28 protein-coding genes and 2 tRNA genes are annotated in these 23,984 nt (G+C 56.8%); 15 read left to right on the forward strand and 15 right to left on the reverse strand.

Annotation, left to right across the window (positions count from 1 at the left end):
- Positions 1-67: 67 nt before the first annotated feature.
- From FEM41_RS21070 to FEM41_RS21105, 8 genes are all read right to left on the reverse strand, one after another.
- Entirely contained in the window at positions 68-550 is a 483-nt protein-coding gene (locus FEM41_RS21070) for a very short patch repair endonuclease (protein ID WP_138098128.1), read from the reverse strand.
- Complete coding sequence (locus FEM41_RS21075) at positions 528-1,967, reverse strand: DNA cytosine methyltransferase (protein ID WP_138099287.1); 1,440 nt, start codon at positions 1,965-1,967, stop codon at positions 528-530. The genes FEM41_RS21070 and FEM41_RS21075 overlap by 23 nt, the downstream gene beginning before the upstream one ends.
- Before the next feature lie 104 nt (positions 1,968-2,071).
- Positions 2,072-2,335 carry a cell division protein DrpB gene (gene drpB / locus FEM41_RS21080; RefSeq protein WP_138098130.1) on the reverse strand — a complete coding sequence of 88 codons (264 nt, stop codon included), beginning with the start codon at positions 2,333-2,335 and terminating at the stop codon, positions 2,072-2,074.
- A 143-nt stretch (positions 2,336-2,478) separates the two neighbouring features.
- Positions 2,479-2,652, reverse strand: a complete 174-nt coding sequence (locus FEM41_RS21085) for a GhoT/OrtT family toxin (RefSeq protein ID WP_138098132.1) — start codon at positions 2,650-2,652, stop codon at positions 2,479-2,481.
- Positions 2,653-2,952: 300 nt separating this feature from the next.
- On the reverse strand, positions 2,953-3,141 hold the full coding sequence (locus tag FEM41_RS21090; RefSeq protein ID WP_138098134.1) for a YdiH family protein: 189 nt from the start codon (positions 3,139-3,141) through the stop codon (positions 2,953-2,955).
- A gap of 526 nt (positions 3,142-3,667) precedes the next feature.
- Positions 3,668-4,507, reverse strand: a complete 840-nt coding sequence (locus FEM41_RS21095) for a DUF817 domain-containing protein (protein ID WP_138098136.1) — start codon at positions 4,505-4,507, stop codon at positions 3,668-3,670.
- 62 nt (positions 4,508-4,569) lie between these two features.
- On the reverse strand, positions 4,570-5,019 hold the full coding sequence (gene yiaA / locus FEM41_RS21100) for an inner membrane protein YiaA (RefSeq protein ID WP_138098138.1): 450 nt from the start codon (positions 5,017-5,019) through the stop codon (positions 4,570-4,572).
- A gap of 503 nt (positions 5,020-5,522) precedes the next feature.
- A tRNA-Ser gene (locus FEM41_RS21105) sits at positions 5,523-5,612 on the reverse strand.
- A 91-nt stretch (positions 5,613-5,703) separates the two neighbouring features.
- Here FEM41_RS21105 and mtfA point away from each other — a divergent pair.
- Both mtfA and FEM41_RS21115 read left to right on the forward strand, forming a co-directional pair.
- Positions 5,704-6,489 (forward strand): DgsA anti-repressor MtfA, encoded by a 786-nt coding sequence (gene mtfA / locus FEM41_RS21110; protein ID WP_138098140.1) that lies wholly within the window; start codon positions 5,704-5,706, stop codon positions 6,487-6,489.
- Between the two features lie 100 nt (positions 6,490-6,589).
- Positions 6,590-6,665 (forward strand) — tRNA-Asn (locus FEM41_RS21115).
- Positions 6,666-6,719: 54 nt separating this feature from the next.
- On the opposite strand, the gene FEM41_RS21120 is transcribed toward FEM41_RS21115, so the two are convergent.
- Together FEM41_RS21120 and FEM41_RS21125 are read right to left on the reverse strand one after the other, a co-directional pair.
- Positions 6,720-7,052 carry a type II toxin-antitoxin system PemK/MazF family toxin gene (locus FEM41_RS21120; RefSeq protein ID WP_138098142.1) on the reverse strand — a complete coding sequence of 111 codons (333 nt, stop codon included), beginning with the start codon at positions 7,050-7,052 and terminating at the stop codon, positions 6,720-6,722.
- A complete protein-coding gene (locus tag FEM41_RS21125; protein ID WP_138098144.1) occupies positions 7,053-7,310 on the reverse strand; it encodes an AbrB/MazE/SpoVT family DNA-binding domain-containing protein in 258 nt (85 codons plus the stop codon).
- Positions 7,311-7,406: 96 nt separating this feature from the next.
- On the opposite strand from FEM41_RS21125, the gene FEM41_RS21130 reads away from it, so the two are divergent.
- Positions 7,407-7,598 (forward strand): hypothetical protein, encoded by a 192-nt coding sequence (locus FEM41_RS21130; protein ID WP_138098146.1) that lies wholly within the window; start codon positions 7,407-7,409, stop codon positions 7,596-7,598.
- Positions 7,599-7,656: 58 nt separating this feature from the next.
- On the opposite strand, the gene FEM41_RS21135 is transcribed toward FEM41_RS21130, so the two are convergent.
- From FEM41_RS21135 to FEM41_RS21145, 3 genes are all read right to left on the reverse strand, one after another.
- Complete coding sequence (locus FEM41_RS21135) at positions 7,657-7,863, reverse strand: helix-turn-helix domain-containing protein (RefSeq protein WP_138098148.1); 207 nt, start codon at positions 7,861-7,863, stop codon at positions 7,657-7,659.
- 74 nt (positions 7,864-7,937) lie between these two features.
- The gene (locus tag FEM41_RS21140) at positions 7,938-9,368 is read right to left on the reverse strand and encodes a heavy metal sensor histidine kinase (protein WP_138098150.1); all 1,431 of its coding nucleotides are present in this window, start codon (positions 9,366-9,368) and stop codon (positions 7,938-7,940) included.
- Positions 9,365-10,036 (reverse strand): heavy metal response regulator transcription factor, encoded by a 672-nt coding sequence (locus FEM41_RS21145; protein WP_138098152.1) that lies wholly within the window; start codon positions 10,034-10,036, stop codon positions 9,365-9,367. The genes FEM41_RS21140 and FEM41_RS21145 overlap by 4 nt, the downstream gene beginning before the upstream one ends.
- Positions 10,037-10,174: 138 nt before the next feature.
- On the opposite strand from FEM41_RS21145, the gene FEM41_RS21150 reads away from it, so the two are divergent.
- The 12 genes from FEM41_RS21150 to FEM41_RS21205 all read left to right on the forward strand — a co-directional run bounded on the left by FEM41_RS21150 (position 10,175) and on the right by FEM41_RS21205 (position 22,295).
- On the forward strand, positions 10,175-10,801 hold the full coding sequence (locus tag FEM41_RS21150; RefSeq protein WP_138098154.1) for a hypothetical protein: 627 nt from the start codon (positions 10,175-10,177) through the stop codon (positions 10,799-10,801).
- A 14-nt stretch (positions 10,802-10,815) separates the two neighbouring features.
- On the forward strand, positions 10,816-11,424 hold the full coding sequence (locus FEM41_RS21155; RefSeq protein WP_138098156.1) for a cytochrome b/b6 domain-containing protein: 609 nt from the start codon (positions 10,816-10,818) through the stop codon (positions 11,422-11,424).
- Positions 11,414-12,181: a molybdopterin-dependent oxidoreductase gene (locus tag FEM41_RS21160; RefSeq protein WP_138098158.1), complete on the forward strand. Its 768-nt coding sequence runs from the start codon at positions 11,414-11,416 to the stop codon at positions 12,179-12,181. The genes FEM41_RS21155 and FEM41_RS21160 overlap by 11 nt, the downstream gene beginning before the upstream one ends.
- Positions 12,182-12,460: 279 nt before the next feature.
- A complete protein-coding gene (locus FEM41_RS21165) occupies positions 12,461-14,035 on the forward strand; it encodes an arylsulfatase (RefSeq protein WP_138098160.1) in 1,575 nt (524 codons plus the stop codon).
- 55 nt (positions 14,036-14,090) lie between these two features.
- Positions 14,091-15,386: an anaerobic sulfatase maturase gene (locus tag FEM41_RS21170; protein ID WP_138098162.1), complete on the forward strand. Its 1,296-nt coding sequence runs from the start codon at positions 14,091-14,093 to the stop codon at positions 15,384-15,386.
- Positions 15,383-16,366, forward strand: a complete 984-nt coding sequence (locus FEM41_RS21175; RefSeq protein ID WP_138098164.1) for an AAA family ATPase — start codon at positions 15,383-15,385, stop codon at positions 16,364-16,366. Before FEM41_RS21170 ends, FEM41_RS21175 begins: the two co-directional genes overlap by 4 nt.
- Positions 16,366-17,280, forward strand: a complete 915-nt coding sequence (locus FEM41_RS21180; RefSeq protein WP_138098166.1) for a DUF58 domain-containing protein — start codon at positions 16,366-16,368, stop codon at positions 17,278-17,280. The genes FEM41_RS21175 and FEM41_RS21180 overlap by 1 nt, the downstream gene beginning before the upstream one ends.
- Positions 17,273-17,713 (forward strand): DUF4381 family protein, encoded by a 441-nt coding sequence (locus FEM41_RS21185; protein WP_138098168.1) that lies wholly within the window; start codon positions 17,273-17,275, stop codon positions 17,711-17,713. The genes FEM41_RS21180 and FEM41_RS21185 overlap by 8 nt, the downstream gene beginning before the upstream one ends.
- Complete coding sequence (locus FEM41_RS21190) at positions 17,706-18,701, forward strand: VWA domain-containing protein (RefSeq protein ID WP_138098170.1); 996 nt, start codon at positions 17,706-17,708, stop codon at positions 18,699-18,701. Before FEM41_RS21185 ends, FEM41_RS21190 begins: the two co-directional genes overlap by 8 nt.
- Positions 18,698-20,221, forward strand: a complete 1,524-nt coding sequence (locus FEM41_RS21195) for a VWA domain-containing protein (RefSeq protein WP_138098172.1) — start codon at positions 18,698-18,700, stop codon at positions 20,219-20,221. Before FEM41_RS21190 ends, FEM41_RS21195 begins: the two co-directional genes overlap by 4 nt.
- A complete protein-coding gene (locus tag FEM41_RS21200; RefSeq protein ID WP_138098174.1) occupies positions 20,218-21,297 on the forward strand; it encodes a BatD family protein in 1,080 nt (359 codons plus the stop codon). Before FEM41_RS21195 ends, FEM41_RS21200 begins: the two co-directional genes overlap by 4 nt.
- A gap of 59 nt (positions 21,298-21,356) precedes the next feature.
- Entirely contained in the window at positions 21,357-22,295 is a 939-nt protein-coding gene (locus FEM41_RS21205; RefSeq protein WP_138098176.1) for a LysR family transcriptional regulator, read from the forward strand.
- A gap of 48 nt (positions 22,296-22,343) precedes the next feature.
- On the opposite strand, the gene FEM41_RS21210 is transcribed toward FEM41_RS21205, so the two are convergent.
- Positions 22,344-22,700 (reverse strand): hypothetical protein, encoded by a 357-nt coding sequence (locus FEM41_RS21210; protein WP_138098178.1) that lies wholly within the window; start codon positions 22,698-22,700, stop codon positions 22,344-22,346.
- Positions 22,701-22,834: 134 nt separating this feature from the next.
- Positions 22,835-23,785, reverse strand: a complete 951-nt coding sequence (gene cbl, locus FEM41_RS21215) for an HTH-type transcriptional regulator Cbl (RefSeq protein ID WP_138098179.1) — start codon at positions 23,783-23,785, stop codon at positions 22,835-22,837.
- Positions 23,786-23,984 lie beyond the last annotated feature (199 nt).

The raw sequence follows: 23,984 nt of genomic DNA on the forward strand, positions 1-23,984 counted from the left end.
TTGCTAATAATTATGGAGCAAAACGTCCATAGCGGAAATGAAAACGGTGAGATTCAGCGTAAAAGGGTCAGGCTACGGGCGGCTGTGGGGCGTGAATACCGCGGGTGTCTATCTCTGCATAGTTTCCCCCTTCGCACAGCCACTCTTCCAGCCGGGTCTCCAGGGCAGGATCGTCCAGCCGATGTCGGCCACGCAAGGCACACTCCCAGACCACCATAACACGCCACCCTTCGCCCAACAGGCGCGAGATATCGCGCCTGTCCCGGGCAACGTTACTGCCTATCTTGGTCATCCAGAACTCGGTACGGGTGGCCGGTACCTTAAACAGATGGCAGTCATGGTGGTGCCAGAAGCAACCATGCGTGAAGAGAATGCAGCGGTAGTGATCGACGACAAAGTCAGGACGCCCGGCAAGCGCGGCGTCCTGAGTACGGAATTCAACGCCCAGCGAGGTCAGTAACCGCGCCAGACGCTGTTCAATGGCGGTATCGCGCGTGGCGATAGCCCGCATGTTTTTACTGCGCGTTTTACTGTCGTGTACGTCCGCCATCCATTTCCTCCTGGCGCATGCGCGACGCCTGCAGGATGCGGCTTTCCAGCAGCCGGGCCACCGCGGCGAACGCCGGGACCACCACCGAATTGCCGAACTGTCGGTAAGCCTGGGTATCGGAAACCGGGATCGCGAACTGTGATGCGCCTGGCGCCTCAAAACCCATCAGACGAGCGCATTCACGGGGCGTCAGACGGCGCGGGCGCCGTTGCTGATTCTGCTTATCGCCAAAATCCTTCTCGCCCAGCGGGCGATCCCAGCCGCGGTCCACCAGGATTTCGGCGCCGTCTTTATAGTACCGAGCGGAAAGCGTGCGCGCCACGCTGTGGGGATTAAGCGGATCTACCAGACCGTACCCAAAGCCATTGCCCTTTTCCTTATGCTTGCGGGCATACTGATAAAGGTAGCGCCACAGGGTTGGCGTCAGGATATATTTTTCCGCTACCTGCGGCTCCAGCAGCTCACCAAAGGTGGGACGCCGCTGCGGATAATATTGCTCCAGGGAGCGCAGACTAAAACCCTGGTGTAACCCGGTATCGCGCCGGAAGCCTACCAGCACAATGCGTTCGCGGTGCTGGGGCAGAAAATGTTTGCCATCAATAATTTTAGGATCGTCAGGGCTGCTGGCATTCGCATCCGCCACCTCATAGCCCAGCTCGTCCAGGGTCTGCATAATAATGCGGAAGGTTTTACCTTTATCGTGGCTCTTCAGATTTTTCACGTTCTCGAGCACAAAAATGGCCGGACGCCGGGCAGCGATAATGCGTGCGACATCGAAAAACAGCGTCCCCTGGGTTTCACAGGCAAAGCCGTGAGCGCGCCCCAGGGCATTCTTTTTCGAGACTCCCGCCAGAGAGAAAGGCTGGCAGGGAAAGCCCGCCAATAACACGTCATGCTGCGGCACCAGGTCACGAATATGTTCGCTGGCCTGTTTATCGCTGACTTCAGGGCGATGACTCAGAGTGACGTCGCGGATATCTTCATTGAAGTGATGCTCCTGCGGATCGCAGTACCAGTTGGCCTTATAGGTGCGCACCGCATGCTTATTCCATTCGCTGGTAAAAACGCAGGCGCCGCCAATGGCTTCAAAGCCGCTACGGATGCCGCCGATACCGGCAAAGAGATCGATAAAGCGAAAGGCGGGACGCGCATAATGGGCGGGTGGCGACGGCAATAAGCCGCGCAGACACTGGACTTCCTGCTCCGTTAGCATGCGCCGCACGCTGGTATCGCGCAGCCAGCGCACCAGAGATTCAGGACGCCAGTTACCGCCCAGTTCGTTCAGCTTAGCGACAAGCGTTTTTTTATCGTAGATATCCAGCAGTCGGGCCGCCAGCGCCCGCTCTTCCTGCTGCCGTTCGCCATGCGATTGGGGCTGCTCCGCGGCCCTGCTCGCCATTAAATCGGGTTGGTCCATCATAAGAGGGAAAAAAGTCCACGCATATAGAGATGCCGTGACTTTATCACCCTTCCGGCTGCGATAGAACGCCACAACCGCGCTGGCGCAACGAAAAGGCGATATTACCGGACTCGCGGGCGGGTATACCAGGCAATAGCGCCCAGTAGCGAGCCAACGGCCCCCAACACCATAAAACCCAGCAAGGCGCCGAGTAATTTACCACCCAGAGTCCCCATATCCCCCGCCACACCATCTCCCGGTGGAGACTCCACGCCGCTGACGATCCAAAAATAGCGCAACATGGCCCAGACAAAATAAAAGCAAAATGCATAAAATGCCCACAGGGCAATCCGGCCTCCCAGACCACGAACAGGTTTTTCTTCCATTGCTCTGACGTTACCTACAATTATTTTCTTCACTGTTTTAACGCGCACGGGCACCCCCCGAGCGATGTGATTTTTATCACATTTTTCAGGTTGTGTCTCTATCAAAGAACCACACATTATGGTAGCGCGCGCGAAACTAATACTCAGAACAAAGAAAACAACAGGGCCACCGGAAAGCTCATGGGCCAGGTAGCGCCAACCAGCAAGGCACTCAATAATTTCATACTCATGCGATCCTTCGCCAGAAAAAACGTAATGATGGCTGACAGCAGCGCCATCGCCCCATAAAAAACCAGCATATGTTGGTAAACAGTCATAATAGATGTGAGGAAAGGTTACAAAGCGTGCGTACTATGCTCCTTTTTATGACGCAGATCAAATTACTCGCATGGAGTAGTGTCCCGTTTATTTTCCGGCGCGTTCCGTTTCGCAGACACGGTTAATAAAAATGGATTATTAAGTTAATTAAAAGTAAAAAAAATAGAAGCAAGAGAACGCAGGGTGAATACCGTCGGGGCAAACACAGGAAGATTTCGGGCGGCACCTTATTAATGGCCGACAGCCTGCAATGCCGCCGCATCAGAAATCAGAAAATATCAGGGGGGAGCGACCAGCGCTTAGTGGATACCCAGACGGGTAGCGAAAGAGATCTCTTCGAGCAGTTCAGTAGACGTCAGTTCCATCAGATCGGCGAATTCCAGTTGCAGCTTTCTGACGCGGGTCAGGTACTGGGCCGGGGTTAAGGTTTCCGCCTCGCGACGTAAATATTCAAAAGCCAGGGTGGCGGGTGTAAGGGCGTTATCCATAAAATCCTCTGTCAGGTTGGTTGGGAGACACTAGTTTACCATAGCACAGACGGACAAAAAACGACCAAAACGGAATAAAAAGCCAGTGAAGACGCATTGCGTCATTAAAGAAACCAACAAAAAGACAACAAGGCAGTAACATAAACCAAAATTAAGATAATACACATTGATTTTGTGCTACTGAAATAGCTGAACAGGACAGTGTGGCTGCGGTCATGGCGTTACAATCCTCATCGGACCAGGCCTTGATTTAATCCCTCTAATCCCGCGATATGGTGTGCCACACACCGTTTACGGATCCACGTCGCCATACTTAAACAGCGCCAGGCAGCACTTGAGCAAACTGGCGCGGATCGCTGCCGCTTTTCAGATGCTTGCGATCATTCGTCAGGCTCTGGCAGATACCAGAATATAATAAAAAACCATAGTTAAACCGATAGTTTTTATTATTGTCATAATTTTCACTCCCTTAAAAAATTCATGCCGTTAGCCAACAGGTTACACGACTGAAAACGACACCCCGAACTCACTGCGCAATATGAATGCGCTTCTTAATATCTTTCAGAAATAGCGTAATAGTAAAGGTCATCATTACCAGTAGCGACCAGGCGCCCCATTTACCAACGTGCACTGTTGCCCAGGCGCCCAGTTGATTCGGATACCGCCAGACCCCGAAAAAAGTCCCTAAATTCTCAGCCAACCAGATAAAGAACCCAATCAGAATAAATGCCACCAGCAGCGGCATCCGATAACTGCGATCGTAAGGCGTGAATATCACCGTACAACGGGCATACATACCAAGCGCAACGGCGGCAATATACCAGCGATAGTCATTGATATAGTGATGAGTGAAGAAATTGGCATACAATGCCAGCGCAAGAAGCGCAGCCAGAGGCAGCGGTGGATGATGGCGAATTTTCAAATCAAACAGCCGCCAGCACTGAATAATATAGCTGCCTACTGCCGCATACATAAATCCGCTAAATAGCGGCACGCCGCCTATTTTACTCCAGCCGTTTTCCGGGTAGTGCCATGAACCAATTGCCGACGAGGTTTTAAACAACTCCAGCCCGAATCCCAGAAGGTGGAACAGCGTAATGGCTTTAATTTCATCCCAGGTTTCCAGCTTTGCTGCTACCATCGCGAACTGGATCGTCAGAGCAATAAACAGCAGCAGGTCGTAACGCGAGATGCCAAACATTCCTCCATGGGGGACGCAAAAAATAGTGATAAAAAACAGACCAGCGAACAGACAGGCACGAAGCTCCTTAATACCAAACCAGAAAAACTCCACGCCAAAACGGGCAATGCCGGTTATGTTCAACACCGGAGGATCAATTAACAATCGATCGAGGCGATTAAGCACAATAACTCCATAGCCATCGGGTCAATACACACGGCGTGCAGCAACAGCTGCACGCCCTAATATTACTCTTCATCAACAATGGGGTGTTCGGTAACGCTTTTCTGAATAATATTTTCCGAAGCCGCCTGATTGTCCCTTACATTCTTCTGAACCGAAATCGCACCAAACAGGCACAGGAAAAAAGCGATGGCATAGAACCCTTTTTCGCTGGGTAACAGCTCAGCATTCCACAGCCCAATCGCCAGCAGAATAACAGAGATGGCAAAGGCGGCCACACAGGAAATGTAATACATATGGCTGGTCGGAATATCTTCCATACGATCCCGTACGGTTTTCTGTAACGACACCGATGCAAACAACCCAAGCAGCATCACCGCAAAATAATAACCTTTTTCGTTCAGTTCCATATCTGAGCGCCACAGGCCAATCAGATAGACCACAACACCGCCGACCAGAGCCAGCCATGACATCATATTAAATGCCGGGGAAATCGTTGTTGAAACTGCTTTCATGTATAACCTCAATCCTTGTTAATTCAAAGTCGGTGGATCCCGAACTTAGCTAATCGTTGGTGCAAGTACACCAACACATCCTTCCTGAAAGACAATAATGAAGCAGAGTGATGTCGATGACAATATGCCCCCCCCCCCCCCGATAATTACGTAACAGCGATATTGTAATCCTTGTTTCTTTTTACCTACGCTAATCGGATACTTCAGTATGGGGCCGGATATATTCACAATACTTCCTGCCTGAACCATTGGTTGCTTAACACTCGAAGTGGAAATCGCGCATTTAGCCTGCGTAAAGAAACTGACCTGGTGGCTGATTAAAGGGCAGGATCGGGCTCACAAAATCAGTGAGATAGTCGCAAAATGCTACCCCGGGGGCCTGGCACAGTGATATTTTACGTTTTGCTTTACCCGTGAAAGCCTGAGCGGTCATACCTGATGGCATACCAGAATCGAGAGGAGCCAGAAACGCATTGATGATTCAGAAGGGTATTAAAAGAAAGTGGCGGAGAGAGGGGGATTTGAACCCCCGGTGGAGTTACCCCCACTCCGGTTTTCGAGACCGGTCCGTTCAGCCGCTCCGGCATCTCTCCGTTGGGTTGCAATAATGCCAGGTAATTTGGCATTTTAACAGCCCTGCCCCCATCCTTTTTGTTTAAGTGACGACTTTGCGAGCAGGTTACGATGATAAAGTGGCCCTGGAAGATAAATCATGACGCATCTCTCCCGGAATTGCCCTGGGAAGAGGCGCTCTCAGTTCCTCTGTTAGCCTCTCTCTCTGCCCAGGAGTGTCAAACGCTGGTTGAGCTGGGCGAACGTTTTCTGCAACAAAAGCGGCTGGTGCCGCTTCAGGGTTTTGAGCTGGATCCCCTGAAACGCGCCCGTATCGCCCTGCTGTTCTGCCTGCCGGTGATGTCGCTGGGGCTGGAATGGCTGGACGGCTTCCACGAAGTCCTGATCTACCCCGCACCCTTTGTGGTGGACGACGAATGGGAAGACGATATGGGGCTGGTTCATAATCAGCGCATGGTGCAATCCGGGCAGAGCTGGCAGCAGGGGCCTGTCGTGCTGAACTGGCTGGATATTCAGGACTCTTTCGACGCCTCCGGCTTTAACCTGATCGTGCACGAAGTGGCCCATAAGCTCGATATGCGCAACGGCGACCGACCCAGCGGCATTCCCTCCATTCCACTACGCGAGGTGGCTGGCTGGGAACACGACCTGCATGCGGCCATGGATAATATTCAGGACGAGATCGATCTGGTGGGCGAAGCCGCAGCCAGTATCGACGCCTATGCCGCCAGCGACCCGGCCGAATGCTTCGCCGTGCTCTCGGAATATTTCTTCAGCGCGCCAGAATTGTTCGCCCCGCGCTTTCCTTCGCTGTGGCAGCGTTTCTGCCGCTTTTACGGCCAGGAGCCCCTCACCCGCCTGCATGAACAGGAATCCAACGATGGCTATGTCCATTAAACCGGCAAACTGATTCTTAATTCAACAATTAAATCATATACCTGGATTTAATGTTGACAGCCAGCGGCGGCCCCATTACTCTACGCCCCGTTCACACGATTCCTCTGTAGTTCAGTCGGTAGAACGGCGGACTGTTAATCCGTATGTCACTGGTTCGAGTCCAGTCAGAGGAGCCATATTTAAAGAAGCCCGCTTGTTAGCGGGCTTTTTGCTTTTGTGCATCTCACACATCAATTCAGAATAGCCTCCAGCCTGGCCAGCACTTCATTCACGACAGCATCAGGTATACGTTCCAGCCGCTTACCACTCCGGGCTCCCATATCAATCGTTCTGGGCTGGTCGCAGCGAATAACGCCCGTTGTTTTTGTTCCCGCACCATCCAGTGAGACGGTAAAACCGGCTGCGCGGGCAAAGTTTCCACCGCTGGTGACGGGAACAACAACGGGTAGCCGCGTCAGCTTGTTAAACGATGCCTTCGATACGATAAGCACCAGACGTTTTCCGCTTTGCTCGTGACCGGCAATCGGATCCAGTGAAACAAGCCAGATTTCCCCTCTGTCCATTTACAGGATCTCCTTGCCCACCGCAGGCGCATCAATCCATTCCCGATCCTCTTCGCTCATTTCGGCATGCGGATCGCACTGCGCCAGCAGCTCCTCAAGCGAATAACGGGGCCGCTTCTGGGGTTCAATAATCAGGCAGCCATTATCAATGGTCATGCCCACTTCGCTGTCCGTCGACAGCCCCAGCGTTTTCAGCACGGCGGGAGGAACCGCCAGCATGATGGATCCGCCGACCTTTTTCAGGCGAGTTGTATACATGAGCACCTCCAAATATTATATTTTAATATAACATCCACGGCAGGCGATGCACAATTATTCATCAGATTCATTGTGATTTCCTTAGCGTAATAAAGCGTGAAGAAAGCCTTAATCCATCGAAAGACAGATCCGGCAGTTTTCAAAGGCGGCATTGCCGGTAAAACGGCGACCATGCGGATACATCAGGTGCTTCTTTCAGGTCATGAAGCATTTTATGCAGGCGGGAGCTTAGGTCGTGGTAAGAAGGTCGATAATAGAAAACTGTTTTTGCGGTTCAAAGGATTATGACAATTCAGATAAACAAAATGCGGTGCAGCTTCCGTATCCGGGCTGCGCCGGAAGGACATCAACGATAACGCGAAGGCCTGATTTTTTCTGGCGCGACGCTCAACGCTTCCGCTATCAGCCTTTCGCCTTTGGGCCAGCGGCGGTTAAGAGCGTTGGTCAGCGTGGTGGACGCCAGTCCGGCGTTACGGGAAACCGCCGCCAGCGACGTTCCCCGTTTTTTCAGCGCCGCGATGATGTCAGCGGGGTGCCAGGCCTGTTGCGTCATGCCGCCACCCTGTCAGAGGCGCCAGATTTAAAGAAGCCCGCTTAAGTTTCCTTAAGCGGGCTTTTTGCTTTCCGTCACGCGGCGTTTTTTTCCTCTCTCGCCGGAAAGATCAGACTAAAAACAATTTGAGCGGCAGGCGACTGCGGGTGGCATCGGGCGTGCACTTCACCACCATGCAGGGTCATAATGGCGCGTACGATCGCCAGTCCCAGGCCGCTGGCATGGCTGCTGCGCGCGGCATCGACGCGATAAAAGCGCTCGAACAGTTTTTTCAGATGTACTTCGGCAATCGCGGGTCCCTGGTTTATCACCTCTACCACCTGTCGGCCTTGCTCTGTGCCGACCCGCAGGATAATGCGGCTCTCTTCATCGGCATAGCGCACCGCGTTGGCAACCAGATTGCTTAGAGCCCGCTGAAACAGCATGGGGTCGGCCCATAACTGCCCTTCCCCTTCGCAGATCAGGCGAATACCCCGCTCTTCCGCCAGCCCTTCGAAATAGTCGGCGACGCGCTGCAACTCCAGCGCCATATCCAGACTGCGGTAGTTCAGCGCCGACTGCGCATTGCTGGCCCGCGCCAGGAACAAAATATTTTCCACCATCCGCGAGATGCGCTCCAGCTCCTCCATATTACTGGAGAGCAGAGTTTCGTACTCTTCAACGCTGCGCGACTGATACAGGGCCACCTGGCACTGGCCCATTAATGCCCCTACCGGCGTGCGTATCTCATGGGCCAGATCGGCGGAAAACTGCGTCAGACGCTGATAGCCTTCGTTGAGTCGGCTAAGCATGGCATTGAACGAAACTATCAGCTGTTGCAGCTCCTGCGGCGCATCCTGCTCGCTTAACCGGGTTGCCAGGGTACTGGGGGTGATGGCCGCCGCCTCTGCGGCCATGCGCCTTAACGGTCGCAGTTCGCGACGCATCACCCAGTAGCCCAACAGGGCAATCACCAGGAAAGCCGCCGCCACCGCCGCCACCACACGCCACAGGTAACGCGCCAGCATTTTCTGTTCGTTGACCATGACATGCGCGACGGATATTTGCAGTACCCTGCCGTCTTCCAGCTTCACCAGACCCGACGCCACCCGCAACGGCACCCCTTGCCGGGTTTCTCCGGTACGCACCGCGCTCAGCAGCTGCGGGTGGTCGCTCGGCGTCGGCGTCACCGACGGCAGTTGAACCCTGCCAGGATTCACACTAATTAACGGCTCCTGCCCCTGGATCCGAAAAATTAAAACGTCCTGTTCGTTGCCCAGCATATTTTCAAACATCCCGGTATTGGCCACCAACCGATCCAGCGGAAAGCGTTTGCTCAGCACATTCCGGTAGTATTCGATTCGCCCTGTCACCTGCAGATCGCTACGGTAAATCATCTCCTGGCGCATGGCGTTATACAGGTAACCGCCTGCCGCGCTCACTACCAGCGCGGCCACCAGAGCAAAGAGGATGGCGCTACGCAGCGTCAGCGATGTCGCCTGCCAGCGCCGGGCCAGTAAACTCATGGACGCACCTCACAGACGTAACCGATCCCACGCACGGTATGAATAAGTTTGATATCAAACGGCCGGTCAATTTTGGCGCGCAGCCGCTTGATCGCCACATCCACCACGTTGGTATCGCTGTCGAAATTCATATCCCATACCTGGGAGGCGATCATGGTGCGCGACAGCACCTCTCCTTCACGCCTTACCAGCAGATGCAGCAACATAAACTCTTTATTGGTCAGCGGAATAACGCAGTCCTGGCGGGTTACTTTACGCCGCAGCACATCAATATGCAGATCGGCCAGGGTGTAGCGATCGGATTCCCGTACCGTTCCGCGGCGCAGCAGAGTGCGCAGCCGCAGCACCAGCTCGGTAAACGAAAAGGGTTTCACCAGGTAATCGTCGGCCCCTAGTTCAAGGCCGTGGATGCGATCCTGCACCTCGTCGCGGGCGGTAAGAAACAGAATTGGCACATCGCTTTTCTTGCGCAGAACGTCAATGATCTGCCAGCCATCAAGCCCCGGCAACATCACGTCCAGTACAATGGCATCGTAACTGTACTCCAGGGCCCGGAACAGACCATCGGTACCGTCACACGCCAGATCAACGCCGTATCCCGCCTCCGTCAGCCCCTTCTTCAGGTAATTACCGGTCCCGGTATCATCTTCCACTACTAATATGCGCATGCTCACCACCTCATTACGTTCGCAAACAGATTAACAGTTTCCGCGTCACTGCTTGATGACATTAATGTCATCAAACGGACATGGTGCTGTCCCGATCGCCAGGCCATGCTTAACCCACAAACGACTACAGGAGGATTTATGCATACACGACAACGTCTCGCCGGTTTACTGCTGTCCACCCTGATGCTGTGCAGCGGTATCGCCACCGCCGCGCAGGCACCAGGCAAAGCCATCGCGCCGCTGCGCGGCACCATCGACAAGGTCTCTGATGCCCAACTGCAACTGACCGACCGCAAAGGTGAAAAGGTCGAGGTCAAACTTAACGACAAAACCCAGGTATATAGCGTTTCTAAAGGATCGACCGACGATATCAAGCCGGACAGCTTTATCGGCACCGCAGCGGTCCCCCAGGCCGACGGCAGCCTGAAAGCGCTTGAAGTGCACGTCTTTGCCGCCAGCCTGCGTGGAACGGGTGAAGGTCACTCCCCCTGGGAATCCGCCGACGGCAAAACCAATACCATGACCAACGGCACCATCGGCAAGCTGGTGAATGCCAATGGCCGCACGCTGACCGTTAAGTACGGCGATCAGCAAAAGAATGTCAGCGTTCCGGACGATACGCCAGTTGTGACCATCGATCCCGGCGATCGCAGCCTGCTTAAACCCGGTACCCATATTGTACTGTTCTCCGCCACTGACGATAAAGGCGAGCGCGTCGCTACCCGTATTTCCGCTGGCAAAGACGGTACCGTACCGCCGATGTAATCCGGGAGGCCTGCATGAAAACCAACGCGTCGCGGCCAGTACATCGCTGGCCAGTCAGGCTTACCCACTGGGTGAATCTGTTCGCCATGGTCTGCATGTTCATGAGCGGTTGGGAAATCTACAACGCTTCGCCGCTGTTCGACTTCCGCTTTCCCCCGGCGGTGACGCTGGGGGGCTGGCTGGGTGGCGCGATTGGCTGGCATCTGGCGGTGATGTGGCTGCTGGTATTCAACGCCCTGTGCTATCTGCTGTGGAGCCTGTTTAGCGGCCACCTGCGCCGCGACCTGCTGCCGCTGCGCCTGGCCGCACTGCGGCATGATATCTGGCTGACGTTAACGCTGCGGCTGCGCCACCGCCACGGCCATTACAACGCGATTCAAAAGCTGATGTATCTCGGTGTACTGGTGCTCGGTCTGCTGCTGGTACTTTCCGGGCTGGCTATCTGGAAGCCGGTACAATTGTACTGGCTGGTGGCGATATTCGGCGGTTTTGATATCGCACGTTATGTCCACTTTTTGGCCATGGCGGGTATCGGGTTGTTTGTCATCATCCACGTGCTGATGGTGATCGTTGTTCCGTCCACGCTGTGGGCCATGCTGTCAGGAGGCAAACGTGAAGGATAAAAACCCATCCCGCCGCGCACCCGCGCTGGAGCCGGATCAGAAAAAGCAGCTGGTGAATCTACAGCGCCGGTTACTGCTGCGTTCCGGCCTGACGCTGGGGGGCGTGGCGATGCTGACTGGATGCGATATGCAGGATGGCGATCGGGTCGACAAAGTGCTGTGGGCCATGTCACGCTGGAACGACAGGGTTCAGTCCTGGCTGTTCAGCGGCCAGCGCCTGGCTCAGACTTATCGCCCGGACCAGATAACCGATCCCTTTCCGTTCAATGCCTTTTATCCGGAATACAACACCCCGATAGTAGATCTGGCCGACTACCGGCTGGAAGTCTCCGGCAAGGTCGAGAAAAAAGCGCCCTGGACGCTGGAACAGTTACAGCGTCTGCCGCAGCAAAGCCAGATCACCCGGCTTATCTGCATTGAAGGCTGGAGCGCCATCGGCCAGTGGGGAGGCGTGCCGCTGAAGCTCTTCCTCCAGCATATCGGCGCCGATCTCAACGCCCGCTACGTTGGCTTTAAATGTGCGGATCGCTACTACTCCAGCATCGATATGGCTACCGCGCTGCATCCGCAAACCATTCTGGCGCTGGATTTTGCCGGTAAAGCATTACCGGAAGAGTACGGTTATCCCTTGCGACTGCGGGTGCCGACCAAACTGGGCTTCAAAAACGCCAAGCATATCGCCGCCATTTTCGTCAGCGATACCAATCCCGGCGGTTACTGGGAAGATCAGGGCTACAACTGGTTTAGCGGTATTTAACCGCTTCCAGGCCCTTTTAATATTAACCAACCGTTAAATAACCGGCCTTTTACCCTCTCTATATTTAGCGGCGCTTAACCCCCTATTAAGTTGCCGCCTTTTCTTCCCCCTCGTATGCTTAGCCCCGACCCACCGCCAGCGCTGCTGAGCCCGGTCATACAATATTCCAACACTCTCCGATGACGTATACAGACCCCCGAACCGCCAGGCCGCGTTTTACGCAGCCCAGGGCGCGGCCGGGTGCGTCCTGAGCCACACCAATAAATGGAGCTAATGCTCATGTTGAAAAAATCTGCTTTTGGCAAAACGATGATCGCCACCCTGCTGTCAGTGGCATGCGGCTCGTTTTCCGCTCACGCGGCGGCCCCTAAAACCGCACCGGAACAGAACGCGGCTAAACCGAATATCGTGGTGATTTTCGGTGATGATATCGGCTACTGGAACCTCAGCACCTATAACCAGGGAATGATGGGCTACAAAACGCCGAATATCGACAGCATCGCCAGCGCCGGGGCAAAATTCACCTCTTACTACGCCGAGCAGAGCTCCACCGCCGGTCGTTCCGCCTTTATTACCGGCCAGATGCCGTTTCGCACCGGGCTGAGTAAAGTCGGCATGCCCGGCGCGCCCCAGGGGCTGCAGAAAGAAGATCCCACCATCGCCAGCATTCTTAAGCAGCTGGGCTACGCCACCGGCCAGTTTGGTAAAAACCACCTGGGCGATCGCGATGAATTCCTGCCTACCGCTCACGGTTTCGATGAGTTTCTGGGCAACCTGTATCACCTGAATGCCGAAGAAGAGCCGGAAAATCCGGACTACCCGAAAGATCCCGCCTTCCGTAAGCAGTTCGGTCCGCGCGGCGTGATTAAGAGCACGGCCGACGGCAAAATCGAAGATACCGGGCCGCTGACCGTGAAGCGTATGGGTACCGTGGACGAAGAGACCCTGGCGGCCAATAACGACTTTATGGAGCGTCAGGTTAAAGCCGGTAAGCCGTTCTTCACCTGGTTCAACACCACCCGTATGCATAACAAAACCCACCTGAAGGATGACAGCCAGGGCGTGACCGGCCTGGGCGACTATGCCGACGGCATGGTGGAGCATGACAAAATGGTGGGCGAGGTGCTGAAGAAAATTAAAGATCTCGGTATTGAAGATAACACCATCGTTATCTACACCACCGATAACGGCCCGATGACCGCCACCTGGCCGGATGCCGGTATCACGCCGTTCCGCGGCGAGAAGAACACCGGCTGGGAAGGCGGCTTCCGGGTTCCGGCCATGGTCAAATGGCCAGGCCATATCCAGGCCGGTACGGTGATCAACGATATGTTCGCCAGCTATGACTGGTTCCCGACCCTGGTGGCGGCAGCCGGCGAGCCGGATATCAAAGGCAAGCTGCTGAAAGGCTATAAAACTCCGGCCATCACCTACAAGGTACACCTGGACGGCTACAACCAGCTCGGCTTCCTGCAGGGCAAGGCTAAAGACCAGCGTAACGAATTCTTCTACTGGAGCGATGACGGCGATCTGCTGGCCATGCGCTACGGCCGCTGGAAAGCCCACTTTATGATTCAGCAGCATACCGGTCTGGATCTGTGGAAGTATCCGTTCGTTAAGCTGCGCGTGCCGCTGATCTTCGATCTGGAAGTGGATCCGCTGGAAAAAGGCGACCAGGGCATGGGTTACAACACCTGGTTCTATGACCGTCTGTTCCTGCTGGGCGGCGCTCAGAAAGAGGTCGGCGATATGCTGAAGAGCTTTAAAGCCTTCCCGCCGCGCCAGAAGCCGGGCTCCTTTACCGTCTCTGATGTCCGCAGCATGCTGGCTCAGGGCAGTGCGGTAAGCAAGTAAGTCTCACCCCCTCGGGCGCTGCCGCGCCCGATTCATCCCCCTCCCGAGGTTGATTATGAAGCAAAGCACCACGCTACCCGTACGGGCTCTCCCCGAAGCCGAAGCCTACAGCGGCAAAGGGACTGGATGGAAAAGACGCTTTCACGTGATGGCCAAACCCACAGGCTCCCGCTGCAATATCGACTGTAGCTACTGCTTTTATCTGCACAAATCGCAGCTACTGAAGCAGGAACGGAACCGGGGTATGAGCGACGAAACGCTGGAGCGCTTTATTCGCCAGTACATCGAAGGTCAGGATGGCGAACAGGTGGTCTTCTCGTGGCAGGGCGGCGAGCCTACGCTGATGGGACTGGACTTCTTTCACAAGGTCGTACGCTACCAGAATAAGTATCAGAAACCGGGACAGCGGATCGAAAACGATCTCCAGACCAACGGCATTCTGATTAACGATCGGTGGGCGGCCTTTTTAAAGCAGCACCGCTTCCTGGTGGGGCTGTCTATCGACGGCCCGCGTGAACTGCACGATCGCTATCGCCTGACCCGTAGCGGCGGTCCCACGTTTGACCGCGTGATGGCAGGGGTGGATGCCCTGAAAAAACACCAGGTCCCCTTTAACGCGCTGGTGACCGTCAACCGGACCAACGCCCGCTTTCCCCTTGAGGTATATCGCTTTTTAACCCAGGAGCTGGGCGCTACCTATATTCAGTTCAATCCGTGCGTGGAGCCGGTCACTTTTGACCATACCGCCCCGCAGTTCTGGCGTGATGACAGCATCCCGGTCACCGGCAGTCGCCGTGCCAGACCGGGCGACCTGGATTCCATCGTGACCGACTGGTCTGTGGATCCCGAGGACTGGGGCAAATTCCTGATCGCCACCTTCGAAGAGTGGGTGAACCACGATCTGGGCCGGGTTCAGGTCAACCTGTTCGAAACCGCCGTCGCCCAGACCCTGGGGATGCCTTCCCAGATCTGCACCAGCGCCGAATTTTGCGGCAAAGGGCTGGCGATTGAGCAGAACGGCGATATTTTTTCCTGCGACCACTACGTCTACCCCGAATATCAGCTGGGCAATATTCACGATAACAGCCTGGCCCGTATGGCTATCTCCGAACGCCAGCAGGCCTTCGGCTTTGGTAAGCGCGATACGCTGCCGCAGTACTGTCGGCAGTGCCCGCATCTGAAACTGTGCTGGGGCGAATGCCCGAAAAACCGCCTGGTGCGCAGCCCGCAGGGCGAAACCGGCCTTAACTATCTGTGCCCCGGCATTCGCGCCTTTTTCGACTACGCCTCCCCTATCCTGGCGGGCATTGCCACGCTACTCAAACGTCAAACCACAGGTGAAATGCAATGAAGCTTCAACATACTCTTCTACAGCTGGAGCAACAGATAAACCAGCAGGTACTCGGTCAGCCGTCGCTGGTTCGTATGCTGATTATCGCCCTGCTGTGCGACGGCCATATTCTGCTGGAAGGGCTGCCCGGTCTTGCGAAAACCCGCGCCGTTCGCGAACTGGCGCGCCATCTCGACGGCGAATTCCGCCGCATTCAGTTTACGCCGGACCTGCTGCCCGCCGACATCACCGGCAGCGAAATCTATCAGCAGCACGCCATGTCGGCCGACGAGCAGTTCAGCTTCCGCCCCGGCCCGGTCTTCGGCAACCTGGTGCTGGCCGATGAGATCAACCGCGCCTCGGCCCGGGTACAGTCCGCCCTGCTGGAAGCCATGGAAGAGCGCCATGTCACCGTAGCTGGCAACAGTTGGCCGCTGCCTTCGCCATTTATGGTGCTGGCGACCCAGAACCCCGTTGACCAGGAGGGCACCTGGCCGCTGCCGGAAGCCCAACTGGACCGCTTTCTGATGAAGGTGCTGGTGGATTATCCCTCAGCGGAGCACGAACGCCAGGTGATGGCGCTGGTGCGTGCAGAGCAACAAAAGGCGAATGAAAGCGTGGAATCCAGCGCTCCTGAACTGCAACTGACGGCAGAAAGACTGCACCAGTGTCGGCAGGCCATCGCCGATGTCTACGTCGCTCCGGCCATGGAAGAGTACATTATTAACCTGGTCTGCGTGACCCGCGATCCGCGCAGCGTCAGCGATATCCTGGCCAGCTATATCGCCCTGGGCGTCAGCCCCCGCGGCACCCTGGCATTGGATCGCGCCGCCCGGGCCCACGCCTGGCTGAACGACAAAGACGCCGTACAGCCAGAGGATATTCAGGCCGTGGCCCCCGCCGTGCTGCGCCACCGTATTCTGCTGAGCTACCAGGCCAGCGCCGATAACTACAGCGCCGACGATGTTATCGCCACGCTTCTGAGCGTCGTGGTGCCCTGATGAATAACGCACTGACCGTCACCCTGCGGGATCTGATGTCGCTGGAAGCCGAAGCCCATCGCCTGCCATCGCCGCCGGACTGGCTGGCGCCCGGCACCCCAGGCGGCGAAAAAACCAGCCGCCGTCAGGGGCGCGGCCTGAACTTTGAAAGCCTGCGCCGCTACCAGCCCGGCGATGACGTTCGCCTTATCGACTGGGGCGCCACCGCGCGTCTGCGTCAGCCCTGGATACGCAGCTACGCCGAAGAGTGCGAACGCCCGGTATTTCTGATTCTCGATCAGCGCAGCGATATGTTTTTTTCCACCCGTCGCCAGACTAAATCGGTCGCCGCCGCCATAACCGCGGGGCTCTATGCCTGGCGCGCCTGGCATGATAAGGATCGCCTGGGCTGCATCACCTTTAACGATTCGCAGATAGCGGTGCACGCCAGTCAGGCGCCGACCCGCAACCTCGGCCCGGTATTTAACGATATCTGTAGCTACAACCAGCGCCTGGCTCAGCAGGCCCCGCAGGATCCCGATGAAGATATCAGCCTGAACCGGGTGCTGGAGCGGGCGCTGGGCCTGGTGCCGCGCGGAGCATGGCTGGCGCTGATCAGCGACTTTCACGATCTGGATGCCCAGGGGCGTTCGCTGCTCGCCCGACTGAAAAGACGCTGCGCCATCAGCGCCTTTATTATGACCGACGATGTTCACCTGCGCCTGCCGGACCGGGGACTGTTTCCGGTTCACTACCAGGGGCGCCGCACCCGAATCGCGCTGAATCCTCACCTGCGCCAGCAAATTCGCCAGGCGCTGATCGATCATCATGCCGGACTGCGTCAGGGGCTGGAGCGTCTCGGCATCCGCGTTCGTCCGCTGGTTACCCGCCGGGATCTGCTTGATCAGCTACAGCAGGGAGGGGGCGATGCTTGAGAAAGGCTTTCAGGTGCCGGTGTTGCTGGAACCTGCCCTGCCCCCCAGGGTGGGATGGACTCCGCAAACGCCAGGCTGGCTCTTGCTGGCGCTGTTACTGCTGGGGCTGGGGCTGATCATCGTGCTTCGCCAGTTGGCTCACCGGCGCCGGGATCGCTGGCGCCGTGAAGCGTGCGCGCTGCTGGTAAAGCAGCAAACCGCCGACGGCTGGATTGCGTTGATTAAACGTATCCTGCTGGTCCACACGCCGCGCGACGCCCAACGGCTGCGACTGGAGCCGGAAGTGCTGCTGGCCCCGCTGCCCGTCGACGATGAGCTTCGTGCGCTGCTATGCCACAAATACTGCCAGCGCGATAACCGGCTAACGGCCAGCCATAATCAGCGGCTACAGGTTCAGATCGGTCGCTGGCTGCGGGAGTTGCCTTATGTTTAGCGACTGGCTGACGCATCTGACTTTTGCCTGGCCGCTGGCCTGGGGATTACTGGCGCTGCCGCTGGTATGGCGCTTCCTGCCTTCCCGCAGGCCGCAAAACGACCAGAGCGTAAGGATGCCGCACCTGCCGATGCTTCAGGACCGGCTGGCGCTCGACGCCCATAGCGAAACGCCGGATCGCACCTCGCAATTGCTGTTCTGGGTGGTCTGGACGCTGCTGGTCTGCGCTCTGGCCCGACCGGAATATATTGAACCGCCGGAATACATCACCCAGCCGATGCGCGATGTGGTGCTGATTCTGGATGTTTCCGGATCCATGGCCCAGCGGGACGTCACCGATGCCCGGCACCAGCTTATCTCGCGCCTTCAGGCAGTACAGAGCAGCAGCGCGGCCTTTATTAACCAACGCCGCCACGATCGGCTGGGGCTGGTCATCTTCTCCGCCCGCGCCTGGCCGTGGGCCCCCCTGAGCGAAGATCGCCAGGCGCTACTGGCGCGGCTGAACACCCTGAAACCGGGGATGGCTGGTCAGCAGACCGCCATCGGCGATGCTATCGGCGTGACCACCCGACTGTTGTCCCAGGCCGATAACGCCAGCCATCAGAAAATGGCCATTCTACTCACCGACGGCCGGGATAGCGCATCGCAGATCCCGCCCGATATGGCCGTCACGCTGGCGGCCCGTCACGGCATCCAGATTCATACCATCGCCTTCGGCGATCTGAATCAGAGTGGCGACGATCGCCCGGATAGCGCGCTACTCAAGCGTATTGCCCAGGCCACCGGCGGTCAGTTTCATGCGGCTGCGGCATCTGGCCCGGCGTTGGAAGCGGTATGGCGCGATATCGATCGCGCCACGCCAACGCTGGTACGTAAACAGGGATGGTCCTGGCACCGGCCGCTGTTTCACTGGCCGATGGCCGCCGGACTGCTGGTACTGCTGTGCACCCGACTTTCCCGTACGCTGTTACAGAGGATACCGCAATGAGCGATTTCCATTTCCTCTACCCCTGGCGCCTGCTCGGCCTGCTGCTGTGCGTGGTGCTCTGGTTTCTGCCAAACCCGCGCCTGAGCGGCTGGCACCGCCTGATGGATAAACCGCTGGCCGCCGGTCTGCTCACCGGTAAAGCGCATCATTTACTGCGGGTAGCCCCGATTATCTGCGCCTGCGCCGTCATCGGCCAGGCCGGGCCCAGCTGGCAGCGCGATGTCCCGCCCGCTCTGGCGTTACACAGTGACGTGATGATCGTGCTGGATCAGCGCCCCGCCATGTATGCCCGGGATCTGGCGCCGGATCGCAACCAGCGGATGCAGCAGAAGATCATGGCGTTGATGCGCTCGCAGCCCGCCAGCCGCTTTGGTCTGGTCACCTGGAGCGGGAGCGCCCATCTGACGGTGCCGCTGACCCGGGATCCTGACTTCTTTGCGCTCTATTTACAGGCCCAGTCGCCCGCCATTATGCCGAATCACAGCGGTTCGGCTCTCAGGCAGGCGGTTACCCTGGCGGAACATAGCTTTCCACCCCAGGGAGCGGCGCGCAATATCATTGTGATTACCGATGATCTGAGCCAGCAGGAGGCCGACTGGCTCAGCCAGCGTCACACGCCGCTCCAGGTCTGGGCCGTGGGGAGCGAGCGCGGCGGCGACCTTCCCGCTCCCTGGAACAGTCGCGGGATCGATACCCGCCTGAAGGTAGCGCCCTTTCTGGCGCTGCGCGACGCGTCCATCAGCGTTACCCTGGCCGATAGCGGTAACGACGATATTCACGCTATTGGCGACCAAATTCACAGCTCGGCGGTTACTCAGCAACATTCCCGCCAGGGGCTGCGCTGGAAGGATAGCGGCTATCTGCTGATTATTCCGCTGCTGGCCATGGTGCTGATTTTCCGCCATCAGCTGTTGGTGGTGGCCCTTGTCGCCCTGCCTCTGACCCTGCATAGCGCCCCCGCCAGCGCCAGATGGATGGACTGGTGGCTAACGGCGGATCAACAGGGCGAGATGGCCTTTAACAACGGCAGTTATCGCCAGGCCGCCCGCCGGTACCAGGATCCGCTGTGGCAGGGTATCGCCAGTTACTATGCGGGCGACTATCCCCGGGCCGCGGCCTCCTTCGCCCGGGCCCCCGCCAGCCCGCAGTCGCTGACCTGGCTTGCCAACAGCTACGCGAAGCAGAAGGCGTGGCAAAAGGCGCTAACGGAATATGATCGGGCGCTAAGCCTGGATCCGGAATATCGCCCGGCCTGGAGTAATCGGGAACGGGTGGCATGGATCCTGATAGCGCTGCGCCAGAAAGAGCGCGAGCGCCAACAGGCTCAGGGGAAAACCATGGATTATGATCCTGATGGCATTCGGAAGGATTTGCACCACCAGCAGGGCGTGCGGCAGAAAGTGTGGCGCCAGAGCGCCAGCAGCACGCCCCAGTTGGAACAGTGGTACGACAGCCTGGCGCTCTCCCCCGCTGACCTGTTATCAACGCTTTATCGTAACGACACCCCGGAGACGCCATGAGAATGTTAATTGCCCTGTTGCTGCTGTTGACGCTTCCCGCCCGGGCCGATATGCAACTGACCCGCGAACTGGTGGCGCCCGATACCCTGGTACCGGGACAGCCGGTACGGGTGGCCTACACATTCTGGACCGACAGCTGGTTTAATCCGGCGCCCACCTGGCCGGAGCTACCCGTCTCTGGCGGCGAAGTGCTTAGTCTGCCCATCGCCACCCAACTGGTCAGTCGCCGCGAGGGCGGAAAAAGCTGGAGCGGGATTCGCATGGAGCGCCTGATCGCCACATGGGACAGCGGCCAGTTGCATCTGCCTGCTGCCGAAGTCACATTAACCTCTGCAGGCCAGGCACCACATACCGTCGCACTGGCGCCGCTAAATCGTCCAGTTCACTGGCCGAAGGGAACCCGACAGCCGGATCGCTTCCTGCCTGCCGCTGACCTGAAGCTGACTCAGCAGATCATCCCGCACGCGACCCGCCCGGGCGATAACACCCTGCGGGTCGGCGATGCTATCGATCGTCGGGTGACGCTGGAAGGTGCGGGGGTGCTGCCCGCCGCCATTCCCCAACTGCTGTACGCCATTCCGGGCAACGAAACGCAGTTACTGCCCCGGAATAATCAGCGACTGCAAACGCCGCGCGGTGATTTCACTGGCGCCCGACGCGTTGAGACCCTGCGCTACCTGCCTTCACGGCCCGGCAGCGTCGTGATTCCGCCGTTAACCCTACGCTGGTGGGACAGCGCCCATCAGCGCTGGCGGGTTGACACGCTACCGGGAAAAACGCTGACTATCGCCCCTGCCCCGGCGACCGGAAAGGAACGGGTGCTACAGGCAGGAAATCACACATTCTGGCCTGCCCTGAGCGGCTGGCTTGTTGGCGCGCTGGCGCTGCTGTTGGGACTGTACCTGCTGCGTCATCGTCTGAGCACCAGGCTCACCGGAATAAGGCGTCGCTGGCAAGGTTTCTGGCAAATCCTCCCCCTTCCCGGGCTGGCGCCAACCGGCACCGCCAGTGAGCATGCTGCTCGCCCTCCACAGAGGCTCTTCTCGCCCCCGCCTGCACGACAGCGCGCCGGCTGAGATAAATAACCGCTACTATAGACTTAACAGATTCTGCTACCCGACGAGAAAACGAAACTATGTCCGCTCCCGTTTCCGAATTTAAGTTCGACTTTAATCATCTTAAGGCGCTGCACGCCATTATCAGCACCGGCACCGTGGCCGGCGCGGCGAAGCTGCTCGGTGTTTCATCCAGCGCCGTTAGCCAGAATATGACCCGCCTGAAAACCGTGCTGGAAGATCCGCTGTTTTATCGCAGCGGCCAGCGCCTGAAACCAACGGCGCTGGCGCTACAGCTGGACGAGCAGTTCCGACCGCTGATGACCGAACTGGGCAATATCCTGATCGGCCACCCCGGTAGCCCGGCACCGGAAACCGCCTATACCTACAAGATTATCAGCAGCGAACTTCTGGAATATCTGATGGTGCTGCCTTTCGCCACACAGTTACCCGCATCCGGGTCACGGCTGATGATGCAGCCGGAACTGACCGATAGCGAAGCGAACCTGCTTAACCTGCGCAACCGGGCGGCCGATGTACTACTGACACTGGAGCCTGCCACCGAAAGCTCCTTTGTGACCGAACGTATATTTAGTACGCCACTGGTGGTCGTCAGCCGTAAAAATCATCCCGGAATAGAACACTTCACCTCACTGGATCAGATTCAGGAAATGTCATTTGTCGAGCGGGCCGGTATGAGTTCACCGCTTAAATATGCCCACTATCTGGCGACCCCCTGGGGACATGAAAAGATCACTATCGACTTTACCCTTCAGTCCATTACCAATCGCCTGACTCTGGTGTCGCAGACCGATCTGGTGATGCTGAGCCCGGAGGTGATTGCCCGTCAGTTCTCAAACCATATTCCGATTCAGATTCACCCCTTTAGCGACCAGGATATTCGCCCGGTGCATGCCTACTGCGTTTATCTCAAATCACGACGCAACGATACGGTGATTAAAAAGCTGCGCGAAAGCTTTATGTCAACGGCCAACACGCTTTCCCTGACGCCGGTATAAACAAAAAAGGCGCCGTAATGGCGCCGCTTTTCACGAGATAATACTCAATTAGCAATGGGTATTCTGGAAGTTTTCCGCCAGTTGAAGACCCACATCACTCATTTCAAAAATGCCCATAAAACCGGCATTTTTATCGCCATCTTTAATATAGATGTTCTGATAGCTCAGACCGCGATCGCGCAACATCAGGCGGTCATTTTGCTGTAGCGGATAATTAATGGAGCGCAGCACAGAATAGTGGTGTCCTACGCTCACAACATAAAGGGGACAGCTCTCGACCGCCTTCACCACCGAAACGGTGTCAGTGGTCGCCCGGGCATACACCGCGGGCAATAACAGAATGACGGAAATAAAAGAAAACGTAACCAAAGCCCGTACGGACACATAGCGTGAGGAGGCTTTCATAACTCACCTGCCGATATTTATTGGGAAAGAAACAGACCAGAGATATTGAAAAACGGACAACAAGGATATCGCAGAGAATTATGATGGCGGCACGCTGGCCGCTCAACTGAATAGCAACTTTAGTCTGGCTAAAGTTAAATCTGATAATCCGGCGCGTAGTCGTCTACATTCAACGCCCGCGCTTTAATATCATCCAGCGACAGCGTGGGATTACACAGACCAATAAAGCGCCAGATATAGTTACGCTGTAGCTGACCGCGGCGTACCCCCAGCCATACCGTATTGGCGCCGAACAGATGGCGGATATCCCTCCGTACCAGCTGCTCCCCGACATCGTCGCTGTCAGCCAGTTCCGCCACCAGACCAACGCCAAGCCCCAGCGCGACATAGGTGTGAATAACATCAGAATCCTGAGCGCTCAGCACCACGTCCGGAGTCAGCCCCTGGCGAGCAAAAGCTTCGTCAATCCGCGAACGACCGGTCACCCCCTGACGGTAGGTAATCAGCGGCCAGCGAGCGATGGACTCCAGGGTAAGCGGCATCTCATGGCTCAGCGGATGTTCCCGTGGCAGCAGCAGGCTATGGTGCCAGCGCAGCCAGGGAAATGCCGTCAGATCCGGGTCGCGATTGAGACGCTCGCTGGCAATGCCGATATCCGCCGCGCCGCTGTGCAGCAGCCCTTCTATCTCCTCTGGCGCTCCCTGGATCAGCGCCAGCCGCACACCGGGATAAAACTCGCGAAACTGTTTGATGACCGCAGGCAGACTATAACGCGCCTGAGTGTGGGTGGTGGCGATGGTCAGCACCCCGCTGTCGTCATTGCTGAACAGTTCGGCCAGCCGCCTTACGTTGCTGGCCTCATTAAGGATGCGTTCAGCGCTCGCCAGTAGCGCCCGCCCCGGCTCGGTCATCCCTAACAGCCGCTTGCCGCGGCGGACAAACAGCTCCACTCCCAGCTCTTCTTCCAGCTCGCGTATATGGCGGCTGACCCCGGATTGTGAGGTATAGAGGTTACCGGCAACCTCGGTCAGATTGTAGTCCCGCCGCGCCGCTTCCCGAATAATCTTTAACTGCTGAAAATTCACGCTCTTTCCCCCATAACCGCGTTTTCAGCTATTGTTTAGCGCCGTTAACCAAACAACAAATAATAAAAAAACAATATTTATACCATAAAGAAATAACAAATAAGGTAATTCTTATAATCATCAATAATTTAGCAAATAATTATAATTAAGGACTTAAATCACGACATTTTTCGCCAAAAAATTACAACCCCATGGTGGG

It is taken from the genome of Jejubacter calystegiae (genome assembly GCF_005671395.1).
GTDB classification, from domain to species: domain Bacteria; phylum Pseudomonadota; class Gammaproteobacteria; order Enterobacterales; family Enterobacteriaceae; genus Jejubacter; species Jejubacter calystegiae.